Below are 18,817 nucleotides of genomic sequence, written 5' to 3'. Positions count from 1 at the left end.
TCAGACGTCGGGTGCCGACAACGACGAAAGCCGGGCGCCGGCGAGCTCAGCGGCGTGGGCCGAAGGCTGCCTTGGTGTCATCCGGCGACAACCCCGCGGACAGGTACGACGCGCTGCCGTCCTGGAGCAACTCCCGCCCGGCGGCCGCGAGCGCACCGTAAGCCGCCCACGCCAATGCTCCGCCGGTGGACACCCGGCGCACCCCGACGGCAGCGAGCCGGCTGGAATCCGGCACACCTGGCAACACCAGGACGTTGACCGGGCCACCGACCTCACGCACGACCCGCTCGATGTCGCCGACGTCGACCAGCCCCGGGGCGTAGACGACGTCCGCGCCGGCTTCTCGATACGCGACGAGCCTGCGCACGGTGTCGTCGAGGTCGCCGTGCCCGTAGAGCTGGTTCTCCGCTCGTGCGGTGAGCACTAGCCCGGACCGGCGCGCCACCTCCACCGCCTGGCCGACCCGCTCGACGGCCTCGGCTATCGGGAGGACACCCCGCTCAGGGTGGTAGTCCTCAAGAGACAACCCAGCGGCGCCGGTCTGGGCGATCAGCTCGACGGTGCGAGCGATACCCCCGGGGGCGTCGGGAAAACACCCTTCGGAGTCAACGCTGACCGGTACCTCCACGGCATCGGCGATGGTCTCGGCATGGGACAACATCTCGTCTCGGCTGACCTGTTGGTCGAGCCGGCCCAAGGAGGCAGCGTGTCCGGAGCTGGTGGTGGCCACGGCCGGGAAGCCAAGGCTCTCCAGGATCCGCGCCGACCCTGGGTCCCAGGCGTTCGGCATGACGAACAGGCCATCGGCGTGCAGCGCACGGAAAGCGTGAGCGGTGTTCATAGCGTCCTCACTGGCGAAACGGATGATATTCACCCATGACGGTATCGACCGGCACCGACATCATCCGGCGGTTTCCGGCCGCGACCGGGGGGCACCAGCGGTGCCGCCGGGTGGCCCTGGAAGAGAACCGGGCGCCCGGCTATCAATGATCGGTCGGCCATCGCCAGCGTTGACCGTCGCCGGTGTCGGCCGTCACCGATACGGTGAAGGCATGAGTGTGCGATGGCTGGTGGCCTTCATCGATCGCCCGGCGTCCTCATTCGAGGCCACGGCCCAGTTCTGGCTGGCAGTGACTGGCTCGACGTTGTCGCCGCGCCGGGGCGCATATGCCGAGTTCGCCACGATCCTGCCGGCTAGCGGCCACTCGTACCTGCGGGTCCAGCGGGTCGCCGCCGGTAGGGGCGGGAGCCATCTCGACCTCGCGGTGGACGACATGACCGGTACGGCCGGCCACGCGCGACGCCTCGGCGCTGAGGTGCTTCGGGAGCTCGACGACGTCGTCGTGATGCGCTCGCCTGCGGGCTTCGTCTTCTGCGTCGTGGGTCACGACGGATCCGCCCAGCGCCCGTTGCCCGTATCACTCGACGGCGGCGCCCGGGCCATCGTCGACCAGCTGTGCATCGACATCCCGCCGGCCGAGTATGAGAACGAGTGCACGTATTGGGCTCGCCTCACCGGGTGGACGCTGCACCCGGGCTCCCGCCCGGAGTTCTCGTATCTCGACCGGCCGGATGGCATTCCGCTACGGATACTGCTGCAACGGACCAACGATGCCGGCGACGGCCGGGCCCACGCCCACCTCGATCTGGCGTGTGACGATACGGCCGCCACCGCCATTGCCCACGAACGGCTGGGGGCGCGCAGGGAAGGCACGCATGAGCACTGGATCGCGATGCGCGACCCCGCGGGTGTGCCTTACTGCCTGACTCGACGCGACCCTGACACCGGACGGTTGCCTTCGGGTACGTCGCGCCCGACGGCCTGAACGTACCGCCGCAGGAGGCGCCCAATGAGGTCGACCGGCGCAGCGATGTCGGTTGTCGGCCTCCAACCCGCTTTTAAGGTTTGCGGTCGACATCAGCCGTGATTGCCTTCAAAGTTTCACAGGGTATTTGAACGATAAATTCAAGGCATGGATTCCTCGAACACAACCGCCGAACATCCGGAACACGTCGCTGGCACAAACATGGGGTCACGCACCTTCAGTCTCGAGGTCCAGCTCGACGCGCTAGCGGACGAACCCGGGACCGAACTCGGCCGGATCCTGCGTTACTGGGCCGGCAACCTCAAGCACTACAACCTCCAGCCGGGGATCGAGGAGACCGTGGTCGACTCCGCGTACTCGCCGGTGGGCAGCTGGCGGATCTCTGGCTGACCGTAAAGAGCGCTCCCTATACCTCCCGTCGGTGCGTGACGACGACGGCCGCGACCACCGCAACGAGCGGCCATACCGCCAGCACGAGCCACGACGCGCCCACGGGCCACGTAAATAGCTCGGCTGGCATCAGCTCCCGGATCGGGGTGTTACGCAACGTCATCCATGCACTCCACAGCGTCGAGTTGTTGAGGTCTACCACCCACGAGTAGGTGGTTCCCATGGTGAGCTGGGGCAAGATGACGATCACGGTGAATACGCCGAAGATCGCGCCGGCGGTGTGCCTGATCAACACACCGATACCCATGCCGACCAGCGCACACACCGGCACAACAACCGCTGAGGCCACGAGGGCCGTCGGGACGCCTTTGTTGCTGATCGCGAAGCCGGCATCCTGGCCCGAGAGGAGTACCTGGGTCAGGCCGACTGACGTCGTAGCGACGACGATGCCCACCGCGAGTGTCGCGCCCGAGATGACGGTGGCCTTGGCGATCACCACCGATCGGCGCGCCGGTACCGCGACAAAGGTCGTGCGGATCATCCCGGTGGCATATTCACCGGCCATGGACAACGCCCCGATGATGCCGGCGGCGATCAAGAGCAGGAGATACGGAGCCTGGCCGAGGGCGTCGTTCATGTAGTTGTAGCTCTCCCTGGCCTCGGCGGACCACTCCGGGAGGAGGCGACGGAGGGCGAGGGTGGAGTAGACGTTGATCCCGATGACGGCAACGACGCCAAGGCCAAGCGCCCAGTAGGTGGAGCGCAGCGACCACAGTTTGATCCACTCCGAGGCTACGAGGGCACCGAAACGAGCTGGTGGGCGAGTGCCGGCGGTGGGAGTGGAGACGGGGGTCGTCTCGGACGTGACGCGGGTCATCGGGATCCTCCAGCGGTGTACTCGATGCTGTCAGCGGTGAGCGTCATGAACGCTTCTTCCAAGGAATCGGCTCGGGCGACGAACGCGGCCAGGCTCTCTGCCGCCAACAGACGGCCGCGGCCGATGACGATGAGGTGATCCGCGGTGTTCTCCATCTCGCCCATCAGATGGCTGGAGACGAACACCGTCCGCCCCTCGGCCGCGAGCCGCCGGAACAGGGCACGTACCCATGTCACGCCTTCCGGGTCGAGACCGTTGAGCGGCTCGTCGAACATCAGCACCGGCGGATCACCGAGCAGGGCAGCGGCGATACCGAGCCGCTGTTTCATCCCCAGTGAGAACTCACCTATCCGGCGCCGCGCGGCATCGGCCAAGCCCACTTCCTGCAGGACTGTGTCGACCCGCTGTCGCGATATCCCATTGCTCCGAGCCAGGGCGGCCAAGTGTGCCTTGGCGCTGCGACCGCCGTGGACATCGTCCGCGTCGAGCAGGGCACCGACGTGGCGGAGACCGCGGGAGCGATCCCGAAACACCTGCCCGTCGACGGTCACGCTGCCGCGTGTGGGGCGGTTCAGGCCGAGGATCATCCGTAGCGTCGTCGTTTTCCCAGCGCCGTTCGGACCGAGGAAACCGGTGACCTGACCCGGGCGGACCGTGAACGTCAGGTCGTCGATCGCCGTTGTCCGGCCGAACCGTTTGGTTAGTCCATTGGCTTCGATCATGCCCTCACGGTGCGCGGGAGCGTACCGTCAGCACATCCCGCCCTGGGCCACTTCGAGATCGACCGAGGTATCCGAGAGGCGTACGCCCCGAAGGCGATGGCACGGCGGGGCTGCGAGCCTACGATCCCGGTATGGACGACGCTACCCACCGCGTGCCGCTGGCGAGACTCTGGCGACGCGGGCGCTCGGCCGGCCCCAAGGTGCTGGCCTGGTGCGGCGCCGTGGCCTACCCGCTCCTCCTGATCGTTGCGGTGTTGACGTGGCCCCCCGGCTCGGGTGGTGTCGACCTGCTGTTGCCGGCCGTGCTCACGGCCCTACCGATCGGGCTGCTGTGGTTGAACCCGCTACCCGCCCTGGCGCTTATGCTGATCGGCTCGTTCACCGTGATCGTCAGCGAGCCGGCGTGGCAACTCGGAACCTTGCTGGCGCTCGCGCAGCACCTAGCGGTTGGGCTCATCGCCGCCACTCGATCGCGCTGGATATCGGTGGGCAGCGCCGTCGTCGTGCTCAGCGTGCAGCTTGCGGCGGCGACCTACTACACCTCCGGATCCGACGACTACACCAGCACTGCGGTATTTCTCACGCTGGCCACTGTCGTCGCCTGGCTGGCCGGCCGCGCCATTCGAGATCGACACGAGCGTAGCCAGCTACTCCGGGCGCACGCGACCACCGAGGCGGTGCAGGCTGAACGGATCCAGATCGCCCGCGAGCTCCATGACATGGTCGCTCACAGCATCGGCGTCATCGCCATCCAGGCCGGTATGGGGCGCCGGGTGATCGACACCCAGCCCGGAGAGGCTCGGGCGGCCCTCGCCGTCATCGAGTCCACCAGCCGGGATACCCTCGCCGGCCTGCGCCGGCTGGTCGGCGCGCTGCGGCAGGCGGATGCTGATTCGGGTGGAGCACCGCTGGGTCCAGCGCCAACACTGGCCGACCTCGACCCGTTGGTTGCGACGACGATGGACGCCGGGGTACGGGTCCACGTGGAGTGGCGGGGGCGACGCCGTCCACTTCCAGCCGACATCGAGATGTCCGCGTTCCGCATCGTTCAGGAGGCCATCACCAACGTGGTGCGGCATGCTGGAGTGCACGAGTGCCATGTTGTCATCGACTGCCAGGAGGACGAGCTGTCCATCGAGATCGTCGACGACGGAGCTGGCGGGCCAGTAGCGGAGACCGGTTACGGCATCGCCGGGATGCGCGAACGAGCCGGTCTGCTGAGCGGACGGTTCGACGCCGGCCCACAACCTGCCGGTGGCTTCCGGGTCGCGGTTTCACTGCCGGTCCCACCGGAGGCCCCGTGACCGTCCGCGTCATACTCGCTGACGACCAGCCGCTGGTACGCGCAGGGCTACGCGTGCTCATCGCCGACGATCCCGGCCTCGACGTCGTCGGCGAAGCCGGTACCGGCGCCAAAGCCGTCCAACTGGTTCACGATGCCCAGCCCGACGTCGCCGTGATGGACATCCGGATGCCAGGTATGGACGGCATCGAAGCAACCCAGATCATCACCGAAGGTCCAGGGACAACACGGGTGCTGGTCCTCACCACGTTCGACGACGACGAGTACGTCTACGGCGCGCTGCGGGCCGGCGCCAGCGGGTTCCTCGTCAAGGACATGCCTCTCGACGACATCTTGGCCGCTATCCGCGTCGTCGCCAACGGCGACTCCCTCATCGCACCGAGTGTGACGCGCCGGCTGATCGAGGAGTTCGTCGCCCGACCTGAACCAGGCCCGACGCGCCGCCCCATCGACGGCATCACCGAGCGGGAACGCGAGGTCCTCACCCTCGTGGGCCGCGGCTTGTCGAATGGTGAGATCGCCGCAACGCTGTTCATCAGCCCGGCCACGGCCAAGTCACATGTGGCACACCTACTCACCAAACTCGACGCCCGCGACCGAGTGCAGCTCGTCATCATCGCCTACGAGATGGGCCTCGTCGCTCCACCGCGGTAACCACCCTTGCTGGCCCACCTGTCAGGCCGGACAACTCTGTGAGCAGGGCCGACACTCGTGTCAGGCCGGACAGCGCGGAGTTCCGGCACCGAGCGTCAGGCCTGACAACTACGTGTGCAGCAGCGACGCTCCTGTCAGGCCTGACAGGTCGGAGGCAACTAGGGCGGAGGCTATCAGCCGAGGTGGGTCGCCGCCCAGGCCGCGAGCGTCGTCGGCGTCGTCGTTTGGTAGCCGCGCGGATCCTCCGGGGTGAAATCGTCCCTGATCCCTGCCGTCATCTGCACCAACGCCTCGATCTGAGGCGCAGGCAGACCGAGATCGCCGAGGGCGGTCCGAACGTCCTGGTCGGTGAGCTGCTGGGGCACCACCGAATGGCCCAGCGAGGCCGACAGTTGCTCGGCTACCTGGCGGAACGACAGATCCTCGGGACCATGCACGGCTTGGACGTGCCGCCCGGTCCAGGCGGACGAAAGTAGCCGGCCAGCAGCCACCGCGGCGATGTCCTGGGGCGCCACCCATGGCAGGCGCCGGTCCAGATCCATCGCCGTGGCAAACACGCCGCCGCGGATCGACTCGATCTCCATCAGCAGGTTGGTGAAGAAGTAGCCGCACCGGAGGTGGGTGACCGAGGCACCGGTCGAGTCGAGCTCCACCTCGGTCGCAGCGAGGCCGTCGATCTCACCCACGCCATGCCGTTTCTCCGCTCCGACGCTGGACTGGAACACGACCCGGTCGATCCGGTTCTGCTCAACGGCGGCCCGGACATGACGCGCGGCCATGGCGTGGGCCGCCAGCGGGTCGCGGTCCATCGCAGTAGGACTGACCCAATACAAGGCGCTGACCCCGCTCGTCGCTTCGATCACGGAACCCGCATCCCACGCGTCGAACTTCACCGCCTCCACCTGGTCGGCGACGTCCGGGCCCAGCTTCGACGGGTCACGAAGTAGGGCTCGCGGGCGGACCCCAGCCTGCACCAGTAGGCGAAGCAGATGTGCGCCGACGTTCCCGGTGGGCGTCGTCACGGCAATGGTCATAGCGGTACTCCTCATGTGCGAACGTGCGGGCCACCGCCCTGGATGGGCGGGATCGACCTCTGATCTGGCTCGTCGCCACCACAGGGCGGCGCGACTCTGACAGCTATGACGGTAGTGGCAATTGTGGCCGACTGTTGACCACAATTCTCGAGGTTGCGACGGCTTTCTGTCATGATGTACAAAAGTACATGTACAAATGTTCCCTACCGGTCGAGGGTCATCCCCAGAACGGTGGACGTTGAGGAGGTCGACATGTCGACTGCGAATCCGGCACCTCGCCGTCGTGACCCTGAGGGGCGCCGGCGTGCCATGCTGATCGCCGCGGGCGAGATCATCACCGAAGCGGGCACAGCCGCCTTGACCCACCGTGCGGTAGCGGCCCGCGCGGAGGTATCCCTCGGCTCCACGACGAAGTACTTCAGTTCGATCGATGACCTCCGCGAAGCCGCCCTCCAGTACCTCGCACAAGAGATCGATCAGGAGCTGGCGACGATCGACTTCGCCGGCATTGCGACGAACCCGGAGCACGCGGCGGCGGAGTTGCACCGGTTTCTGTGCGACCGGCACGCAGTGCACGCGACGATCGCATTGCTGGCCTCGGGAGCAACCGATCCGCAGCTACGCAGCCTGGCACGGCGTTGGGACGACCGCTTCATCGAACTCCTCACCCCGCACATCGGCCACGCCCAGGCAACCGCGATCGCCGTCTATTTCAACGGTGCAACCCTGCATGCCGGCCTCGACGAAGAACCGCTGAGCCGCGACGCGCTGACCGCGGTGATCCGCGCGCTCGTCGCCATGCCCGGCCCAGTCACAACCACGCAGGAAACGAACCCATGACCACCACACCACCACCCCACACCGCACCAACGTCCCTGCATGCTCCGCTGAGTCGGGCCCGCCGCTGGGCCGCCCTCGCCGTCCTCACCGCGAGCCTCTTCGTGATCACGATGGACATGACGATCCTGCACATCGCGATCCCCGAGATGTCAGCCGAGCTGCAACCCAGTTCCGATCAGCAGCTCTGGATCATCGACATCTACTCGCTCCTTCTGGCTGGCCTGCTCGTCTCTTTCTCGGCGATCGCCGACCGCTGGGGGCGCAAGAAGATGCTGCTGATCGGCTACGTCATCTTCGGTGCCGTCTCGATCCTCGTCCTCCTCGCCAACAGCGCCGAAGCCGTCATCGCTATCCGCGCCCTGCTCGGCATCGGCGGAGCCATGATCATGCCGATCACGCTCTCCTTGATCCGGGTGATCTTCACCGACCCCAAGGAACGCGCCGCCGCGCTGAGCATCTGGGCCGCGGTCTCCATGCTCGGCGCCGCAGGCGGGCCACTCATCGGTGGCCTGCTCCTGGAGCACTTCTCCTGGCACGCGGCTTTCCTCGTACACGTGCCGCTGATGGTCGTCGCCATCGTCGCGGGCGCCTTCCTCATCCCGGAGTCTCGGGTTCCGAACCCTGGACGTTGGGACGCCTTCGCCGTAGTGCTCTCGTTCGCCGGCATGACGCTGTTGGTGTGGGCGATCAAGATCTTCGGCAAGGAAGCCAGCCTCCTGGTCCCCCAAGCAATCACCGCGTTTGCCGTGGGGGCGATTCTGCTGGCCTGGTTCGTCGTGCGCTGCCTCCGCAGCGACGCTCCCCTGCTCGACCTGAGCCTCTTCCGCAGCCGCATCTTCTCCGCCGGGATCATCGCCGCCCTGGGCTCGATCTTCGCCATGATCGCCATCCAGATGCTGATCGCCCAATGGCTGCAACTCGTCAACGGCGCGTCCCCCATCGAAGCGGGCGTGCGCATGCTGCCGGCCGCGCTCGGTGCCGCGGCCTCCGCGCTGCTCGCGCCGTTGGTGGCCCGCGCCATCGGAGCACGCGCCGTCCTCGCGGGCGGCATCTTCGTGGCAGCCGTCGGCTTGCTCCTCATCGGCGTGCAGTACGGCACACTCACCGTCATCACCGTGCTCGTCGCACTCGCCCTCGTCGGCGCCGGGACCGGGTCGCTCGCGATCGGGTCGGCCATGATCATGATGGGCACGCCAGAAGCCAAAGCTGGGAACGCGGGAGCCTTGGAAGAGACCTCTTACGAACTCGGCGCCGTACTCGGCATCGCGGTCATCGGCACCATCGCCGCCATGTATTACCGTTCCGGCCTCGCCGGAACGGATGTGGTGGCCGGTCTGGATCCAGTGCTCGCCGACCAAGCCAAGGACTCCCTCGGTGCCGCAAACGCCATCGCTGGCGAACTCCAGCTCCCCGACCTCGCCCACGAAGCCGGCACCGTCTTCACCGACGCCCTCCAGACAACCGGGCTCGTTGGCGGCTGCATCATGATCGGCGTCGCCGCGCTCGTCTTCTTCGTCACACCCAAGGGAACCAACGTCACCGGAAGCTCACACACATAGCCGGATGCTGGCCACATCGCTATCGGCGGCGGCAGCCGCGGCGGGTCAGCCTTCGAGACGTGCGATCTCATTGGCGACAACAGATGGATCGAGCTTGGCGAAGATCGGCGTGGGCTTGGTGACCGGCGAGCTGTCACATTGGTCGCCCCGAGCCTCTGTGTAGCTACATATTGGGCAGGTTCCTTCGATATATCGGTCTGGAAGTGTTCGACCGTTGGACGGACTGACCGCGCCCTGCGTGGCCCGCTCGACAACGTATCCGTTGCGTCGGCAGGTCCGAAACAGTTCTTGGACTACACGGTAGTGATTTCCCGTCGTTGTCCTGTGAACAGGTCATAGGACATGCCAAGATCCACGAGATCCCGGACGATGGCAGCGTTGTTGGTGTCAGCTAGCTGACGGGGCGATATACCCTCTGCGTCAGCAGTCACAAGGATGGGGGTGCCGTGCTCATCAGTCCCGGACACCATGAGGACGTCGTGCCCGGCCATTCGCATGTACCTACTGAACACGTCGGAGGGAACGCCGAATCCGGCTACATGGCCGATGTGACGGGGGCCGTTGGCATACGGCCACGCGACAGCCGACAGGACGCGAGCCATGCCGAGAAGCTCTAGTGTGTCGGCGGAGATCCGTGCACGACGCTATGCGTCAGTCGTGGAGTGGCGGGAGCCGCAGATCGCGTAACGGGTTCCCGCCGTCGATCAACAACCGCCCGTTCGGGGTGAGCGCGTTGGCGATCCGTTGCAGGACGATCTCGCCAGCCTTCGGGCGCCTCCCGTCAAGGGCGCCGACCCGGACGGCGAAGGCCAGGTCGAATGGCTGCTCGTTCGCGAGAAGTTGGAAGTCCTCGGCGGCAACCTGACGGACACTCATGACGCCGGCGCGGATTTCCTTGGCGGCGTTCCTCTGGGCCAGGGCGATGCTCTTAGCGGAGCGGTCGATCATGAGAATGTGGCCACCACCGACGCGCTCGGCGACGGCCTTTGCCGCGACCCCCGGACCTCCGCCGATCTCCAACACCCGCATCCCCGGCTCGAGCGGTAGCGCGTCGACGATCGCCGCCAAGCGGGGAGACAACGTGTTCATGTCTGAGCCTCCAGGGCCGCCGGGCCAGCGACCAGGCCGAATCGGCATTGGTGGCCGCCCGCGGAAAGCCTAAGAACCCTGGCCAGGTCCTGAGAGTCGCGTGGTCACGCTGGTCGCGCCGAGCTTACCAACGTTCGACAGGACGGCCGGAGCCTTGATCCACTGTCGTGGTGTAGCGGAGCCGAAGGCCGGAGGTCAGTAGCCCTCGCCTCGGCGCACCTCGTGATCGTCGGTGGCGGCGATGTGGCTTGCACGCAGCAAGAGGCCTGCGATCGCGGCGGCGGCGAGGAGGCTACCGGTGCCGACGGTGAGGGCGGTGGAGTAACCGTTGATGGTGGCTTCGGCGCTCGAAGCATCGGCCGTGTGGGCCCTTGCGGCCATGACGGCCACGGTGTTGAGCAGGGCGACGCCGATGGCAGCGCCGAGTTGCTGAGAGGCGTTGAACGTGGCCGAGGCGGCGCCGATCTCGTGGCCGCGTACTCCGTGGGTGGCGGTGCTGGCCGTGGAGGCGATGACCAGTCCCATGCCGATCCCGGTCAACACCATGGCCGGAACCAGATAGAAGGTCAGAACGTGGGCCGAGTCGACCTCGATCCACCTCGCGATGAACAGTCCGGCCGCGGCCGACAACAGACCGCTCAATATCAGAGGCGTGGGCGAGACGCGACCGAGTAGCCGCCCGGCGATGAGCATCGAGCCCGCCAGGGCGGCGATCGCGTGGATGAGCAGCACCATACCGGCCTGAACAGGTGAGTAGCCGAGTTCGGACTGGGTGTAGTAGCTCATGAACAGGTAGAACCCGAACATCGCCAGGAACATCAACGCGACCGCGATGAATGAACCCGCGCGGGCTCGGCTGGCCAGCACCGACAGCGGCAGCAGCGGATTCGATGCGCTGCGTTCGACCCGGATGAACAGCGCGAGCAGCACGATCCCGCCCGCCAGCAGCGCGATCACGGTCGGCGAGAGGCCGGCGTGGGCTTCGATCTGGCTGACCCCCACCACGATCGCCGCTAAGCCCGCGGCACTGAGCGCCGCCCCGAGCACGTCGACGCGCCCGGTGCGGGGCAGCGGCGCCACCCTAGGAATCAGGACCGCTCCGGCCGCAGCCAGCAATGCGATGGGCACGTTGACGTAAAGGCACCACCGCCAACTCGCGAATTCGGTCAGCAACCCACCCAGAACCAGCCCGATCGCCGACCCGGTAGCGCCGACGGCCGCGAAGACACCGAAAGCTCGCCCACGTTCGGCCGGGTCGCTGAACGACACCGACAACAGGGACAGCGCGGCCGGCGCCAGCAGCGCAGCGAACACACCTTGCAACGCCCGGGCGCCGATGAGCACCGCCGGGCTCCAGGCAAGTCCACCGATGAAGGAGGCGCCGGCGAACCCCAAAAGGCCAACGACGAACGCGCGACGATGGCCGATCGCGCCACTGACCCGACCACCGATCAGCAACAGACCGCCGAATGCCAGCAGATAGGCGCTGATGACCCAGTGTCGCGTTTCATCGCCCAGCCCCAAGTCCGCATGGGCCGACGGCAACGCGATATTCACGATGGTCCCGTCCAACACGACCAGCAACTGTGCCGCTGCGACCAGCGGCAAGACCCACCACCGGGTGGCCTGGCCAGCATGTGTCGACAATTCCCGCATTAGCATCCCCTATCAATGTTCGCTTATCCCTAACATCGTTAGTTTCATCTACGATAGTACTACGCTGGCCCTGCGGGGATCACGACTGGACGGAGGACAGCCAATGCCCACACGACGCGCCGAGGCCGACGCGCCCGCCCTGTCCAGCGTGTGGCTCCGCCCGGCACGCCAGGATCGCGGCGAGCCTCCGCTCACCCGGGAACGCATCGTCGAGGCAGCGATCGACATCCTCGACCGCGACGGTGCCAGCGCACTGACCATGCGGCGGGTCGCCGAACGGCTCCACGTCGCGGCGCCGTCGTTGTACTGGCATGTCAAGACCAAAGACGACATCCTCGACCTGGCTGTGGACCACGTCTTCGCCGAGATCGACACCGGAACCCCCACCGCCGAAAAGCCCTGGCGTCACCGGATCGAAGATCTCGCCCTGGCCTGGCGCTCGACCCTCATCCGACACCCGTGGGTCGCACCGGTTGCGGCAGCCCGGCCCAGCCTGGGGCCGAATTTCCTCGACCGGATGGAGACGCTCCAAGCGACCCTCCACCAGGCCGGATTCACTGGCGCCGATCTGTCGGCGGCCACCTGGCTGCTGTACAACCAGATCGTCGGATCGGCCTCCACCGAGTCGACCCTCGACATCAGCGACCACGACCGCGAACTAGGCCAACAACTCCTCCAAGACCAAGCAGACCGCTACCCGACACTGGCTCAACAGCGGTACCTCGACCATGAGGACTGGCACGCCGACTTCACCACCGGCCTGCGCTACCTGCTCGACGGCCTCCAAGCCCAACTCCGACACAGTGCCCATAACTCCTGACCGAAGCGCGGCATCCAACAGGCGGTCGACATTCCACGCAGGTCCGGAACTGAACGGCAGACCAGTCACCTCGGCGACAGGGCGGCGTGATGGGACTCCCTCTGGCGACTATCAGCCTTGATCGCTACGCCGGCATTTCTGCCCGACAGCTTGAGAATGGACTCGAAGATGTCCGCGTCATCGGTTACTGCCGTCGACGACGCGGCATTGCCTGGCAACGTCCCCGGCAGTGGCTCGGCCAGCCACGGGACGACGGCGCGCAGAACCCTCTGACTGATGTGAGGGTCGGGTCGATAGGGCAAGCCCAGGGCCTGGGCGACGTCCCAGGTGTGGATGATGGCGTTGCTGATCTGCACCTCGTAGAGGGTTGTCAACTCGACGGCGTCGGGGAAACCCTTTGGTTGGTAGAGCAGGCCGCTGTCGGCAGTAGAGGCGAACGAGTTCTCCATGAGGTGTGCCGTCTGCCGATATCCTGCTTCGAGCCCGCAGTCCCCGTAGTAGTCCACGGAAGCGCCGAGAGACGCCCTGTCCATCGGGTGGTGCCGCGTGCCGCGCAGGATTGCTTGGCCCGTGATGGCGGTCGCCACACTGACGTTCTGGTCGATGACGTGCAGGTATAGATCACCCACGTCGCCGGTTGTGCTCGGCACTGGTCGCCGGAGATCGCCCTGAGTCACCTCGGACAGGAACGCCGCGAGATCCTCCGTCAGGGTGTGCAGAATGGATACGTCCACGGCGCACCCTCGCTTCCTACGTCAGCGGTCTCGGCATCGCGACCGAGTCCCGGTGAAGTCTTCAGATGACGGTCATTCGTGGACGGCGACTGAACGCGGTGCACGATGAAAATACTCTACCACGGTAGATGATTTGAGAGCGACGGTGTCTGTGTCCGACGAAAAAGACCGGTCAGCAGAGGAGCCGGACCTGGCCGCGCTGCTGGCTCGCCTGTTCCCGAAGCTGGTGGCACTGGAGGAACCGATTCTGCGTGAGGCCGGGTTATCGATGTGGGAGTACGCGATCGTCACAAAGTTGGCGTCGACGGAGGCCATCCCCCAGGTCGAGTTGTCGCGCCGGACGAACCGCGACCCCACCCGCCTCGGCCGGCACCTCGACGACCTAGCCGCCCGCGGACTCATCGTCCGCGCCCGCGGGAACGACCAACGTCAGCGGACCGTTCGCCTGACCAGCAGCGGGCACTCCGTGTACACGAAGGCCAAGCGGGCTATTCGAGCAGTCGAGGACGAGCTACTACATTCCACCCTCTCCACGAGTGATGCCGCGCAACTGCGGCACCTGCTCGCCCAGCTCACGGCTGAGCGGTGAGCCGGGGACGTCTAACTGAACGCACGCCGGAAGCACCGACGACGCGAACGTGCCACCAGAAGACCAGGGGAACGACAACGAGTTCGAGCACCAACGTGGCAACGAACACGGACTGAGGCCACCCGGCACGAAGGCGGGGCCGAGGACGATACCCGCCAGCCCCGAGGCGATCGCCACCGCGCTCCGGGATGGCGCGGGCGAGTGCCGACCGTCCCATCCGAACCGGGCACACACGAGACAAGGAGGTGACTGGCCTGGACGGCATCGCGTAACTGACCGGATGGTATAGTTACTAAGGAGGTTGATGCCGAGAGATCGAGGAGCGTGCGGCATGAAGAGGTGGGCATTGCTGGGATCGGCGATCGTGATGGAGGTGATCGCCACGTTGTCGCTGCGGGCCTCGCAGGACAGTTGGCTGTGGCTGATCACGGTGGTCCTGGGTTATCTCAGCGCCTTCGTGCTCTTGGCCCTGACGTTGCGCGAGGGCATGCCGGTCGGAGTGGCCTACGGGATCTGGGCCGCCTGCGGCATCGCGGCAGTGGCGATCCTGGCCAAGTTCATCTTCAACGATGCTCTGACCTGGATGATGGGTGCCGGTATCGCTCTGATTATCGGTGGCGTGTTGATCATCGAGTTCGCCGGCGGGACACATTGAGATGGTGGGGTCATGAGACCGAGCAAACGCACCAAGCTCCTACAGGCGGCCCTGAGGCTAGCAGGTGACGTTGGGATTCGTGGCTTGACCATCGACGCTGTCGCCACGGAAGCCGGGGTGACCAAAGCCGGGGTTCTGTATCACTTCCGCCATCGTGATGACCTCATCACCGCGGTCCTCGATCACATCGCTGATGCCTGGGAGGAGCAGGTCACCGAGGTGCTCGGCACCGACCCCGAGGATGCCACCGTGACTGAACGCGTGGTCGCCTTCATCACCACCGCCGCCACGGTCCCGCCACCAGCGGCGGAACTGGCAGTGCTCATCGACGCAATGCGCTACCCAGAAAGCCAGCGCCGCTGGCGCGCCCTCGTACGCCGATGGACCCACGACCCGGACCAGCCACTGTCGACCGACCAGCGTCTCGCACTGCTGGCCGCCGACGGGCTCTGGCTCAACAACACCACCGCCAGCACCGACCTGACCGCCGAAGAACGGCACGCCGTCCTAGCTCGCATTCGTGAACTTGCTGCCTCAACAGCGCACGAGCACGGCCCGGCGCCGGACCGACCGGCACTCAAGGGCAAGCAGAGCACTCAAGCTCAGAACGCCGAGCACAACGAGGAATGTGTTGAGCGGCACTGAGGTTTCTGATGACGGCGTCAGCGTGGGTTCTGAAGTGGGGTGACGATCAAGGCCCCACTCCGGGGTTCGGGGTGGGGCCTTGATCAGGGTCGTGCCGGGATGGTCAGATTCGGGACGGCGTGGTCATTCTCCGGTGTTCTCGGTGACGGCGGCGCGGGCGGCTTTCTCGTCGACGAGGGCTTGTTTGCGGGCGAACGCCGCGGTGAGGGCGAGGACGGCGAGGTTGTTCACCGCTCGTGGGTAGCCGCGCGAGGCGTTATGGATGACGGTGATCGCGTCGTCGGAGAACAGGGTGTCGTCCCGTCCGGCCAGGCGCAGGTGGTGGGTGATGTAGTTGCCGGTGTCCTCGCGTGGCATCCCGGCCAGGGTGCAGCGCATCCCGATCCGCTGGTCGAGCGCGGCGAGCACGCCGAGTTTGAGGCGTTGGCGCAGGGTGGGCTGCCCGACGAGCAGGGTCGCGAACGGTGACCCGGAGTCCATGTCGTGGTTGGTGAGCATCCGGACTGCTTCGAGTTGGGCGGTGTCGAGCAGGTGCGCCTCGTCGATGATCACGATCGGGGTGCGGCCCCTCTCGGCGTGTTCGGCGGCGAGTGCCTCGGCGGCCTGTGGCGCCAGGGTGGCGGTGTAGAAGCTGGGTGTGCGTCCCAACGACGAGACGATGTGGTGCAGCATGCCCCGCACCCCGACCGAGGGGTTGGGCAGGTAGGTCGCCAGATGCCTCGAGGTATCCAGGGACGTGGTGGCCGCGCGGATCGCGACGGTCTTGCCGGCGCCGACTTCTCCGGTGATGACTCCGATGGCGTGTTGTTCGACGCACCAGCAGTCCGCACGACGGCCTCGGTGTGGCCGGGATAGCTGTGCAGCATCCCGGGTGCCAGGTTCCGCCCGAACGGCATCCGAGTGAACCCGTAGTGCGCCTGCAACCGCTCAACACTCACCGCATGCTCCCCTCGGAGCCCTCGGAGCCCTGGTCGTGGAGGGCGTCGTGGATGCTCAGCTGTCCCGGCAGTTGGGCGGCGGGACCGGCGTTGACGAGGTCGGTGTAGTTGATCCGCTCTGCCTCTGCGATTTGGCGGTGGTGGATCTCGGCGGTGAGCTCGGCGTAGTTGATGCCTGTGGGCTCCGGCGTTGGCGTGGCTGGCGTCTCCGGGCGGGCCTTGGGGTGAGCGTGACGGCCAACGGTGTGCCGCACCGCGGGTCCGTAGCTTCGCCCGTCGTATCGGGCCTCGATGCGGGTCAGATCGAACGGATCGAACACCAACTCGACCTTATGCCCGACCAATGTGGCGTCGACCTCGTAGACGTTGTTGTGCAATGACACGGTCGCGGTCTTGGTCACCCGGCGCTGCGCCGACCAGAGGAACGCCTCGGTCAGGAGGTCCCCCACGGAGTCCAGTTCTTCGTCCGTATTGGACTCGTGGCCAGCGGCGATCCAGCCGAGTTTGCCGCAGCAAGCGACAAGGTTGCGGTCTTCGAGATCAACTCCCCGGCCGCGAGATGATGCAGCCTCACTACAGGACCACCGGTCACCCATCGTCGCATCAGCCTTTGACGTCTTGCTCAGGCACCCATCTGGCTGGTCATTCTGGCGTAACTGGTTGTGAGCAGGTCGTCACCGATGGCCGACACGATGAAGGGTCCGAATCTGATGGCCAGACAGTCCAACTCCGGGGCGCGCCACGCCGAGCGTGACGCGAAGCTGGAAGCGCTGCACGAGCGCCTGGCCGCCGCGGTGGACGGGTTGGTATCGGGCGAGGACTGGCAGCGGACGGTGGAGTTCGCAGCGCGGTTCCGGACGCGGTCAGCTGGCAGGACGGGCGTATTCGAAGTCCGTGAAATGCTCTACTCTCGGCTCAGTGCTGACGGTCGGCGGCGTAGTTCGCGCACTGGCCTTTCGCGGTGGTGGTGTGGCGGTTGATGCCCGCGATTCTGAGTCCGAGAACCCCGGCGAGCATGGCTGGCGCGTCGGCGGTGGAGCAGCTGCCGGACGATCATGGCGAACGTCTCGGGCAGTTCGAGGGCGTCGGCTCCGACCTTCAGCCTCGTGCCTGCGTCGGTGACGATCACGTCGTCGGTGGTCAGAGCGATGATGCGCACCAGCGGCTGGGCGTAGAGCAAGATCAAGGTGCTGGCGATGCGGTCGACGGGATCGAGGTTGTCGTCGCGGACCAAGCGCTGGTCGATCCGCCAACGTTCTTCGGCGTCGGTGGGCGCCTCAGGCGTGCCCCTCTAACCGACAAGCAGGACAATCGACCTGGGTAGGTGCCGGCGCTGGCGCGCCCAGGTCAGGAACGGGCCGACCTGCCAACGGACAGCACCGGGGCCGGCGAACCGTAGAGACCCGAAATTCGCAGGTTCACCCTTATGCGCAGCTCCCAATGCGATGGGCAACACGAGACCCTAGATGACAACGTCGTGAAGCAAATCAAGAACCGACGCAAGCACTGCGTTACGCGATTCGCGCAGCCACAGCAGACATAGTTCGACAGAGTCGTCCGGCAAGCCGCCCAACTCAAGGTACTCAACTCCATCTATGCCTAGCTGAGTCACCGACGCCGGAACGAAAGCCACTCCACGTCCACCGGCAACGAGCCAGACCATCGTCAAGGCCTGGCTTACTGAGTGGATGACATTCTGGTGCGAGATGGGCACCAACCGCACCACGAGATCGTAAAAATAGTGCGCTTCCGTGGAAGACGGCATGATGAGCGGTTCGTTGGCGATGTCGGAGGCGAGAACCCGGCGCCCGAGGTAAGCGAGCCGGTGCCCGCTCGGTACCGCAAGCAAGAGCCTCTCACGGGCAAGGGGCCGAGAAGCGAAGACCCTCTCGTCGAACGGCGGCCTCGCGAGACCGAGCTCGATCTCACCGGCGGCGAGTGCATCAATCTGCTGGCGGGTCACGAGTTCGAAAAGGTCGATACCCACGTCCGGCAGCGCCTGTTCGATCACATTCAGAACCGTGGTGAGAGGCCCTAAAGCTGACGTAGCCGTAAACCCGATCCGGATGATGCCCGCAGCACCGTCCGCGATCCGGCGCGCGAGGTTGGGAGCGGACTCCGCCAGCGTGAGTAGACGACGGGCCTCCGTCAGGAACGCGATACCGGCCGGTGTGAGCACAACCTTGCGGTTGTCGCGGTCGAGCAAGCGCACCCCAACCACACGCTCGAGTTTCTGGATCGTCCGGCTAAGCGGTGGTTGCGTCATCTGCAAACGATCAGCGGCCCGACCGAAGTGCAACTCTTCGGCGACCGCAACGAACCCGCGCAACTGCTGAAAGCTGAACACGGCACCGCTATCGGAGGTGGATGTGGGTTTGGTGGGGTAGGTGGTTGATGTGGGTGCCGAGGTGGATGGTGTAGGTGCCGGGTTCGGTGTGCCAGCCGTTGTTCCAGTGCGCGAACGTCCGCGCGGGTACCGCGATCGT

19 protein-coding genes and 3 pseudogenes are annotated in these 18,817 nt (G+C 66.1%); 10 read left to right on the top strand and 12 right to left on the bottom strand.

Annotated features, from left to right (window positions below):
• Positions 1–46: 46 nt before the first annotated feature.
• Positions 47–841, bottom strand: coding sequence for an isocitrate lyase/PEP mutase family protein (locus G8760_RS28145; protein ID WP_166352699.1), 795 nt, complete (start codon positions 839–841; stop codon positions 47–49).
• 211 nt (positions 842–1,052) lie between these two features.
• Between G8760_RS28145 and G8760_RS28140 the strand changes: the two genes are divergently transcribed.
• Both G8760_RS28140 and G8760_RS28135 read left to right on the top strand, forming a co-directional pair.
• The gene (locus G8760_RS28140) at positions 1,053–1,826 is read left to right on the top strand and encodes a VOC family protein (RefSeq protein WP_166352697.1); all 774 of its coding nucleotides are present in this window, start codon (positions 1,053–1,055) and stop codon (positions 1,824–1,826) included.
• Positions 1,827–1,973: 147 nt separating this feature from the next.
• Positions 1,974–2,216 carry a hypothetical protein gene (locus G8760_RS28135; RefSeq protein ID WP_207782393.1) on the top strand — a complete coding sequence of 81 codons (243 nt, stop codon included), beginning with the start codon at positions 1,974–1,976 and terminating at the stop codon, positions 2,214–2,216.
• Positions 2,217–2,232: 16 nt separating this feature from the next.
• Here the strand turns inward: G8760_RS28135 and G8760_RS28130 are convergent, their stop codons facing one another.
• The gene (locus G8760_RS28130) at positions 2,233–3,093 is read right to left on the bottom strand and encodes an ABC transporter permease (protein WP_166352695.1); all 861 of its coding nucleotides are present in this window, start codon (positions 3,091–3,093) and stop codon (positions 2,233–2,235) included.
• On the bottom strand, positions 3,090–3,815 hold the full coding sequence (locus G8760_RS28125; protein ID WP_166352693.1) for an ABC transporter ATP-binding protein: 726 nt from the start codon (positions 3,813–3,815) through the stop codon (positions 3,090–3,092). The genes G8760_RS28130 and G8760_RS28125 overlap by 4 nt, the downstream gene beginning before the upstream one ends.
• A 131-nt stretch (positions 3,816–3,946) precedes the next feature.
• On the opposite strand from G8760_RS28125, the gene G8760_RS28120 reads away from it, so the two are divergent.
• Both G8760_RS28120 and G8760_RS28115 read left to right on the top strand, forming a co-directional pair.
• On the top strand, positions 3,947–5,119 hold the full coding sequence (locus G8760_RS28120) for a sensor histidine kinase (RefSeq protein WP_166352691.1): 1,173 nt from the start codon (positions 3,947–3,949) through the stop codon (positions 5,117–5,119).
• Entirely contained in the window at positions 5,116–5,772 is a 657-nt protein-coding gene (locus G8760_RS28115; protein WP_166352689.1) for a response regulator, read from the top strand. The genes G8760_RS28120 and G8760_RS28115 overlap by 4 nt, the downstream gene beginning before the upstream one ends.
• 173 nt (positions 5,773–5,945) lie before the next feature.
• Here G8760_RS28115 and G8760_RS28110 read toward each other — a convergent pair whose 3' ends face one another.
• Positions 5,946–6,806: an NmrA family NAD(P)-binding protein gene (locus G8760_RS28110; protein WP_166352687.1), complete on the bottom strand. Its 861-nt coding sequence runs from the start codon at positions 6,804–6,806 to the stop codon at positions 5,946–5,948.
• Between the two features lie 252 nt (positions 6,807–7,058).
• Between G8760_RS28110 and G8760_RS28105 the strand changes: the two genes are divergently transcribed.
• Complete coding sequence (locus G8760_RS28105; protein WP_166352685.1) at positions 7,059–7,646, top strand: TetR/AcrR family transcriptional regulator; 588 nt, start codon at positions 7,059–7,061, stop codon at positions 7,644–7,646.
• Positions 7,643–9,205 (top strand): MFS transporter, encoded by a 1,563-nt coding sequence (locus G8760_RS28100; protein WP_166352683.1) that lies wholly within the window; start codon positions 7,643–7,645, stop codon positions 9,203–9,205. The genes G8760_RS28105 and G8760_RS28100 overlap by 4 nt, the downstream gene beginning before the upstream one ends.
• A gap of 125 nt (positions 9,206–9,330) precedes the next feature.
• Here G8760_RS28100 and G8760_RS28095 read toward each other — a convergent pair.
• The 3 genes and pseudogenes from G8760_RS28095 to G8760_RS28085 all read right to left on the bottom strand — a co-directional run.
• Positions 9,331–9,807, bottom strand: a pseudogene (locus G8760_RS28095) (class I tRNA ligase family protein); the annotation flags it as partial.
• Between the two features lie 49 nt (positions 9,808–9,856).
• Positions 9,857–10,294, bottom strand: coding sequence for an SAM-dependent methyltransferase (locus tag G8760_RS28090; RefSeq protein WP_166352681.1), 438 nt, complete (start codon positions 10,292–10,294; stop codon positions 9,857–9,859).
• A 195-nt stretch (positions 10,295–10,489) separates the two neighbouring features.
• Positions 10,490–11,950, bottom strand: a complete 1,461-nt coding sequence (locus G8760_RS28085; protein WP_166352679.1) for an MFS transporter — start codon at positions 11,948–11,950, stop codon at positions 10,490–10,492.
• A 103-nt stretch (positions 11,951–12,053) separates the two neighbouring features.
• Between G8760_RS28085 and G8760_RS28080 the strand changes: the two genes are divergently transcribed.
• A complete protein-coding gene (locus G8760_RS28080; protein ID WP_166352677.1) occupies positions 12,054–12,770 on the top strand; it encodes a TetR/AcrR family transcriptional regulator C-terminal domain-containing protein in 717 nt (238 codons plus the stop codon).
• 65 nt (positions 12,771–12,835) lie between these two features.
• Here G8760_RS28080 and G8760_RS28075 read toward each other — a convergent pair whose 3' ends face one another.
• A complete protein-coding gene (locus tag G8760_RS28075; protein ID WP_166352674.1) occupies positions 12,836–13,504 on the bottom strand; it encodes a DinB family protein in 669 nt (222 codons plus the stop codon).
• 145 nt (positions 13,505–13,649) lie between these two features.
• On the opposite strand from G8760_RS28075, the gene G8760_RS28070 reads away from it, so the two are divergent.
• The 3 genes from G8760_RS28070 (at position 13,650) to G8760_RS28060 (ending at position 15,393) form a co-directional block, all read left to right on the top strand.
• A complete protein-coding gene (locus G8760_RS28070; RefSeq protein ID WP_207782392.1) occupies positions 13,650–14,093 on the top strand; it encodes a MarR family winged helix-turn-helix transcriptional regulator in 444 nt (147 codons plus the stop codon).
• A gap of 331 nt (positions 14,094–14,424) precedes the next feature.
• Complete coding sequence (locus G8760_RS28065) at positions 14,425–14,748, top strand: DMT family transporter (protein ID WP_166352668.1); 324 nt, start codon at positions 14,425–14,427, stop codon at positions 14,746–14,748.
• Positions 14,749–14,760: 12 nt separating this feature from the next.
• Entirely contained in the window at positions 14,761–15,393 is a 633-nt protein-coding gene (locus G8760_RS28060; protein ID WP_166352666.1) for a TetR/AcrR family transcriptional regulator, read from the top strand.
• Between the two features lie 123 nt (positions 15,394–15,516).
• Here G8760_RS28060 and G8760_RS28055 read toward each other — a convergent pair.
• From G8760_RS28055 to G8760_RS28040, 4 genes and pseudogenes are all read right to left on the bottom strand, one after another.
• Positions 15,517–16,331: pseudogene (locus G8760_RS28055) on the bottom strand (ExeA family protein).
• Positions 16,328–16,768, bottom strand: a pseudogene (locus tag G8760_RS28050) (Mu transposase C-terminal domain-containing protein); the annotation flags it as partial. The pseudogenes G8760_RS28050 and G8760_RS28055, both read right to left, overlap by 4 nt.
• 467 nt (positions 16,769–17,235) lie before the next feature.
• A complete protein-coding gene (locus G8760_RS28045; protein WP_166352662.1) occupies positions 17,236–17,565 on the bottom strand; it encodes a hypothetical protein in 330 nt (109 codons plus the stop codon).
• A 228-nt stretch (positions 17,566–17,793) separates the two neighbouring features.
• Positions 17,794–18,678, bottom strand: coding sequence for a LysR family transcriptional regulator (locus G8760_RS28040; protein WP_166352659.1), 885 nt, complete (start codon positions 18,676–18,678; stop codon positions 17,794–17,796).
• Positions 18,679–18,817: the final 139 nt, after the last annotated feature.

Origin of the sequence: Phytoactinopolyspora limicola (genome assembly GCF_011320225.1) — a bacterium.
Taxonomy (GTDB): Bacteria; Actinomycetota; Actinomycetes; order Jiangellales; family Jiangellaceae; genus Phytoactinopolyspora; species Phytoactinopolyspora limicola.
Note: the sequence above shows the minus strand (reverse complement) of the source record. Positions and strands in the feature narration are given on the sequence as shown.

Coding starts and splice junctions, on each gene's coding strand:
- G8760_RS28145 (WP_166352699.1), bottom strand. CDS start 841: ATGAACACCGCTCACGCTTTCCGTGCGCTGCACGCCGATGGCCTGTTC.
- G8760_RS28140 (WP_166352697.1), top strand. CDS start 1,053: ATGAGTGTGCGATGGCTGGTGGCCTTCATCGATCGCCCGGCGTCCTCA.
- G8760_RS28135 (WP_207782393.1), top strand. CDS start 1,974: ATGGATTCCTCGAACACAACCGCCGAACATCCGGAACACGTCGCTGGC.
- G8760_RS28130 (WP_166352695.1), bottom strand. CDS start 3,093: ATGACCCGCGTCACGTCCGAGACGACCCCCGTCTCCACTCCCACCGCC.
- G8760_RS28125 (WP_166352693.1), bottom strand. CDS start 3,815: ATGATCGAAGCCAATGGACTAACCAAACGGTTCGGCCGGACAACGGCG.
- G8760_RS28120 (WP_166352691.1), top strand. CDS start 3,947: ATGGACGACGCTACCCACCGCGTGCCGCTGGCGAGACTCTGGCGACGC.
- G8760_RS28110 (WP_166352687.1), bottom strand. CDS start 6,806: ATGACCATTGCCGTGACGACGCCCACCGGGAACGTCGGCGCACATCTG.
- G8760_RS28105 (WP_166352685.1), top strand. CDS start 7,059: ATGTCGACTGCGAATCCGGCACCTCGCCGTCGTGACCCTGAGGGGCGC.
- G8760_RS28100 (WP_166352683.1), top strand. CDS start 7,643: ATGACCACCACACCACCACCCCACACCGCACCAACGTCCCTGCATGCT.
- G8760_RS28090 (WP_166352681.1), bottom strand. CDS start 10,294: ATGAACACGTTGTCTCCCCGCTTGGCGGCGATCGTCGACGCGCTACCG.
- G8760_RS28085 (WP_166352679.1), bottom strand. CDS start 11,950: ATGCGGGAATTGTCGACACATGCTGGCCAGGCCACCCGGTGGTGGGTC.
- G8760_RS28080 (WP_166352677.1), top strand. CDS start 12,054: ATGCCCACACGACGCGCCGAGGCCGACGCGCCCGCCCTGTCCAGCGTG.
- G8760_RS28065 (WP_166352668.1), top strand. CDS start 14,425: ATGAAGAGGTGGGCATTGCTGGGATCGGCGATCGTGATGGAGGTGATC.
- G8760_RS28060 (WP_166352666.1), top strand. CDS start 14,761: ATGAGACCGAGCAAACGCACCAAGCTCCTACAGGCGGCCCTGAGGCTA.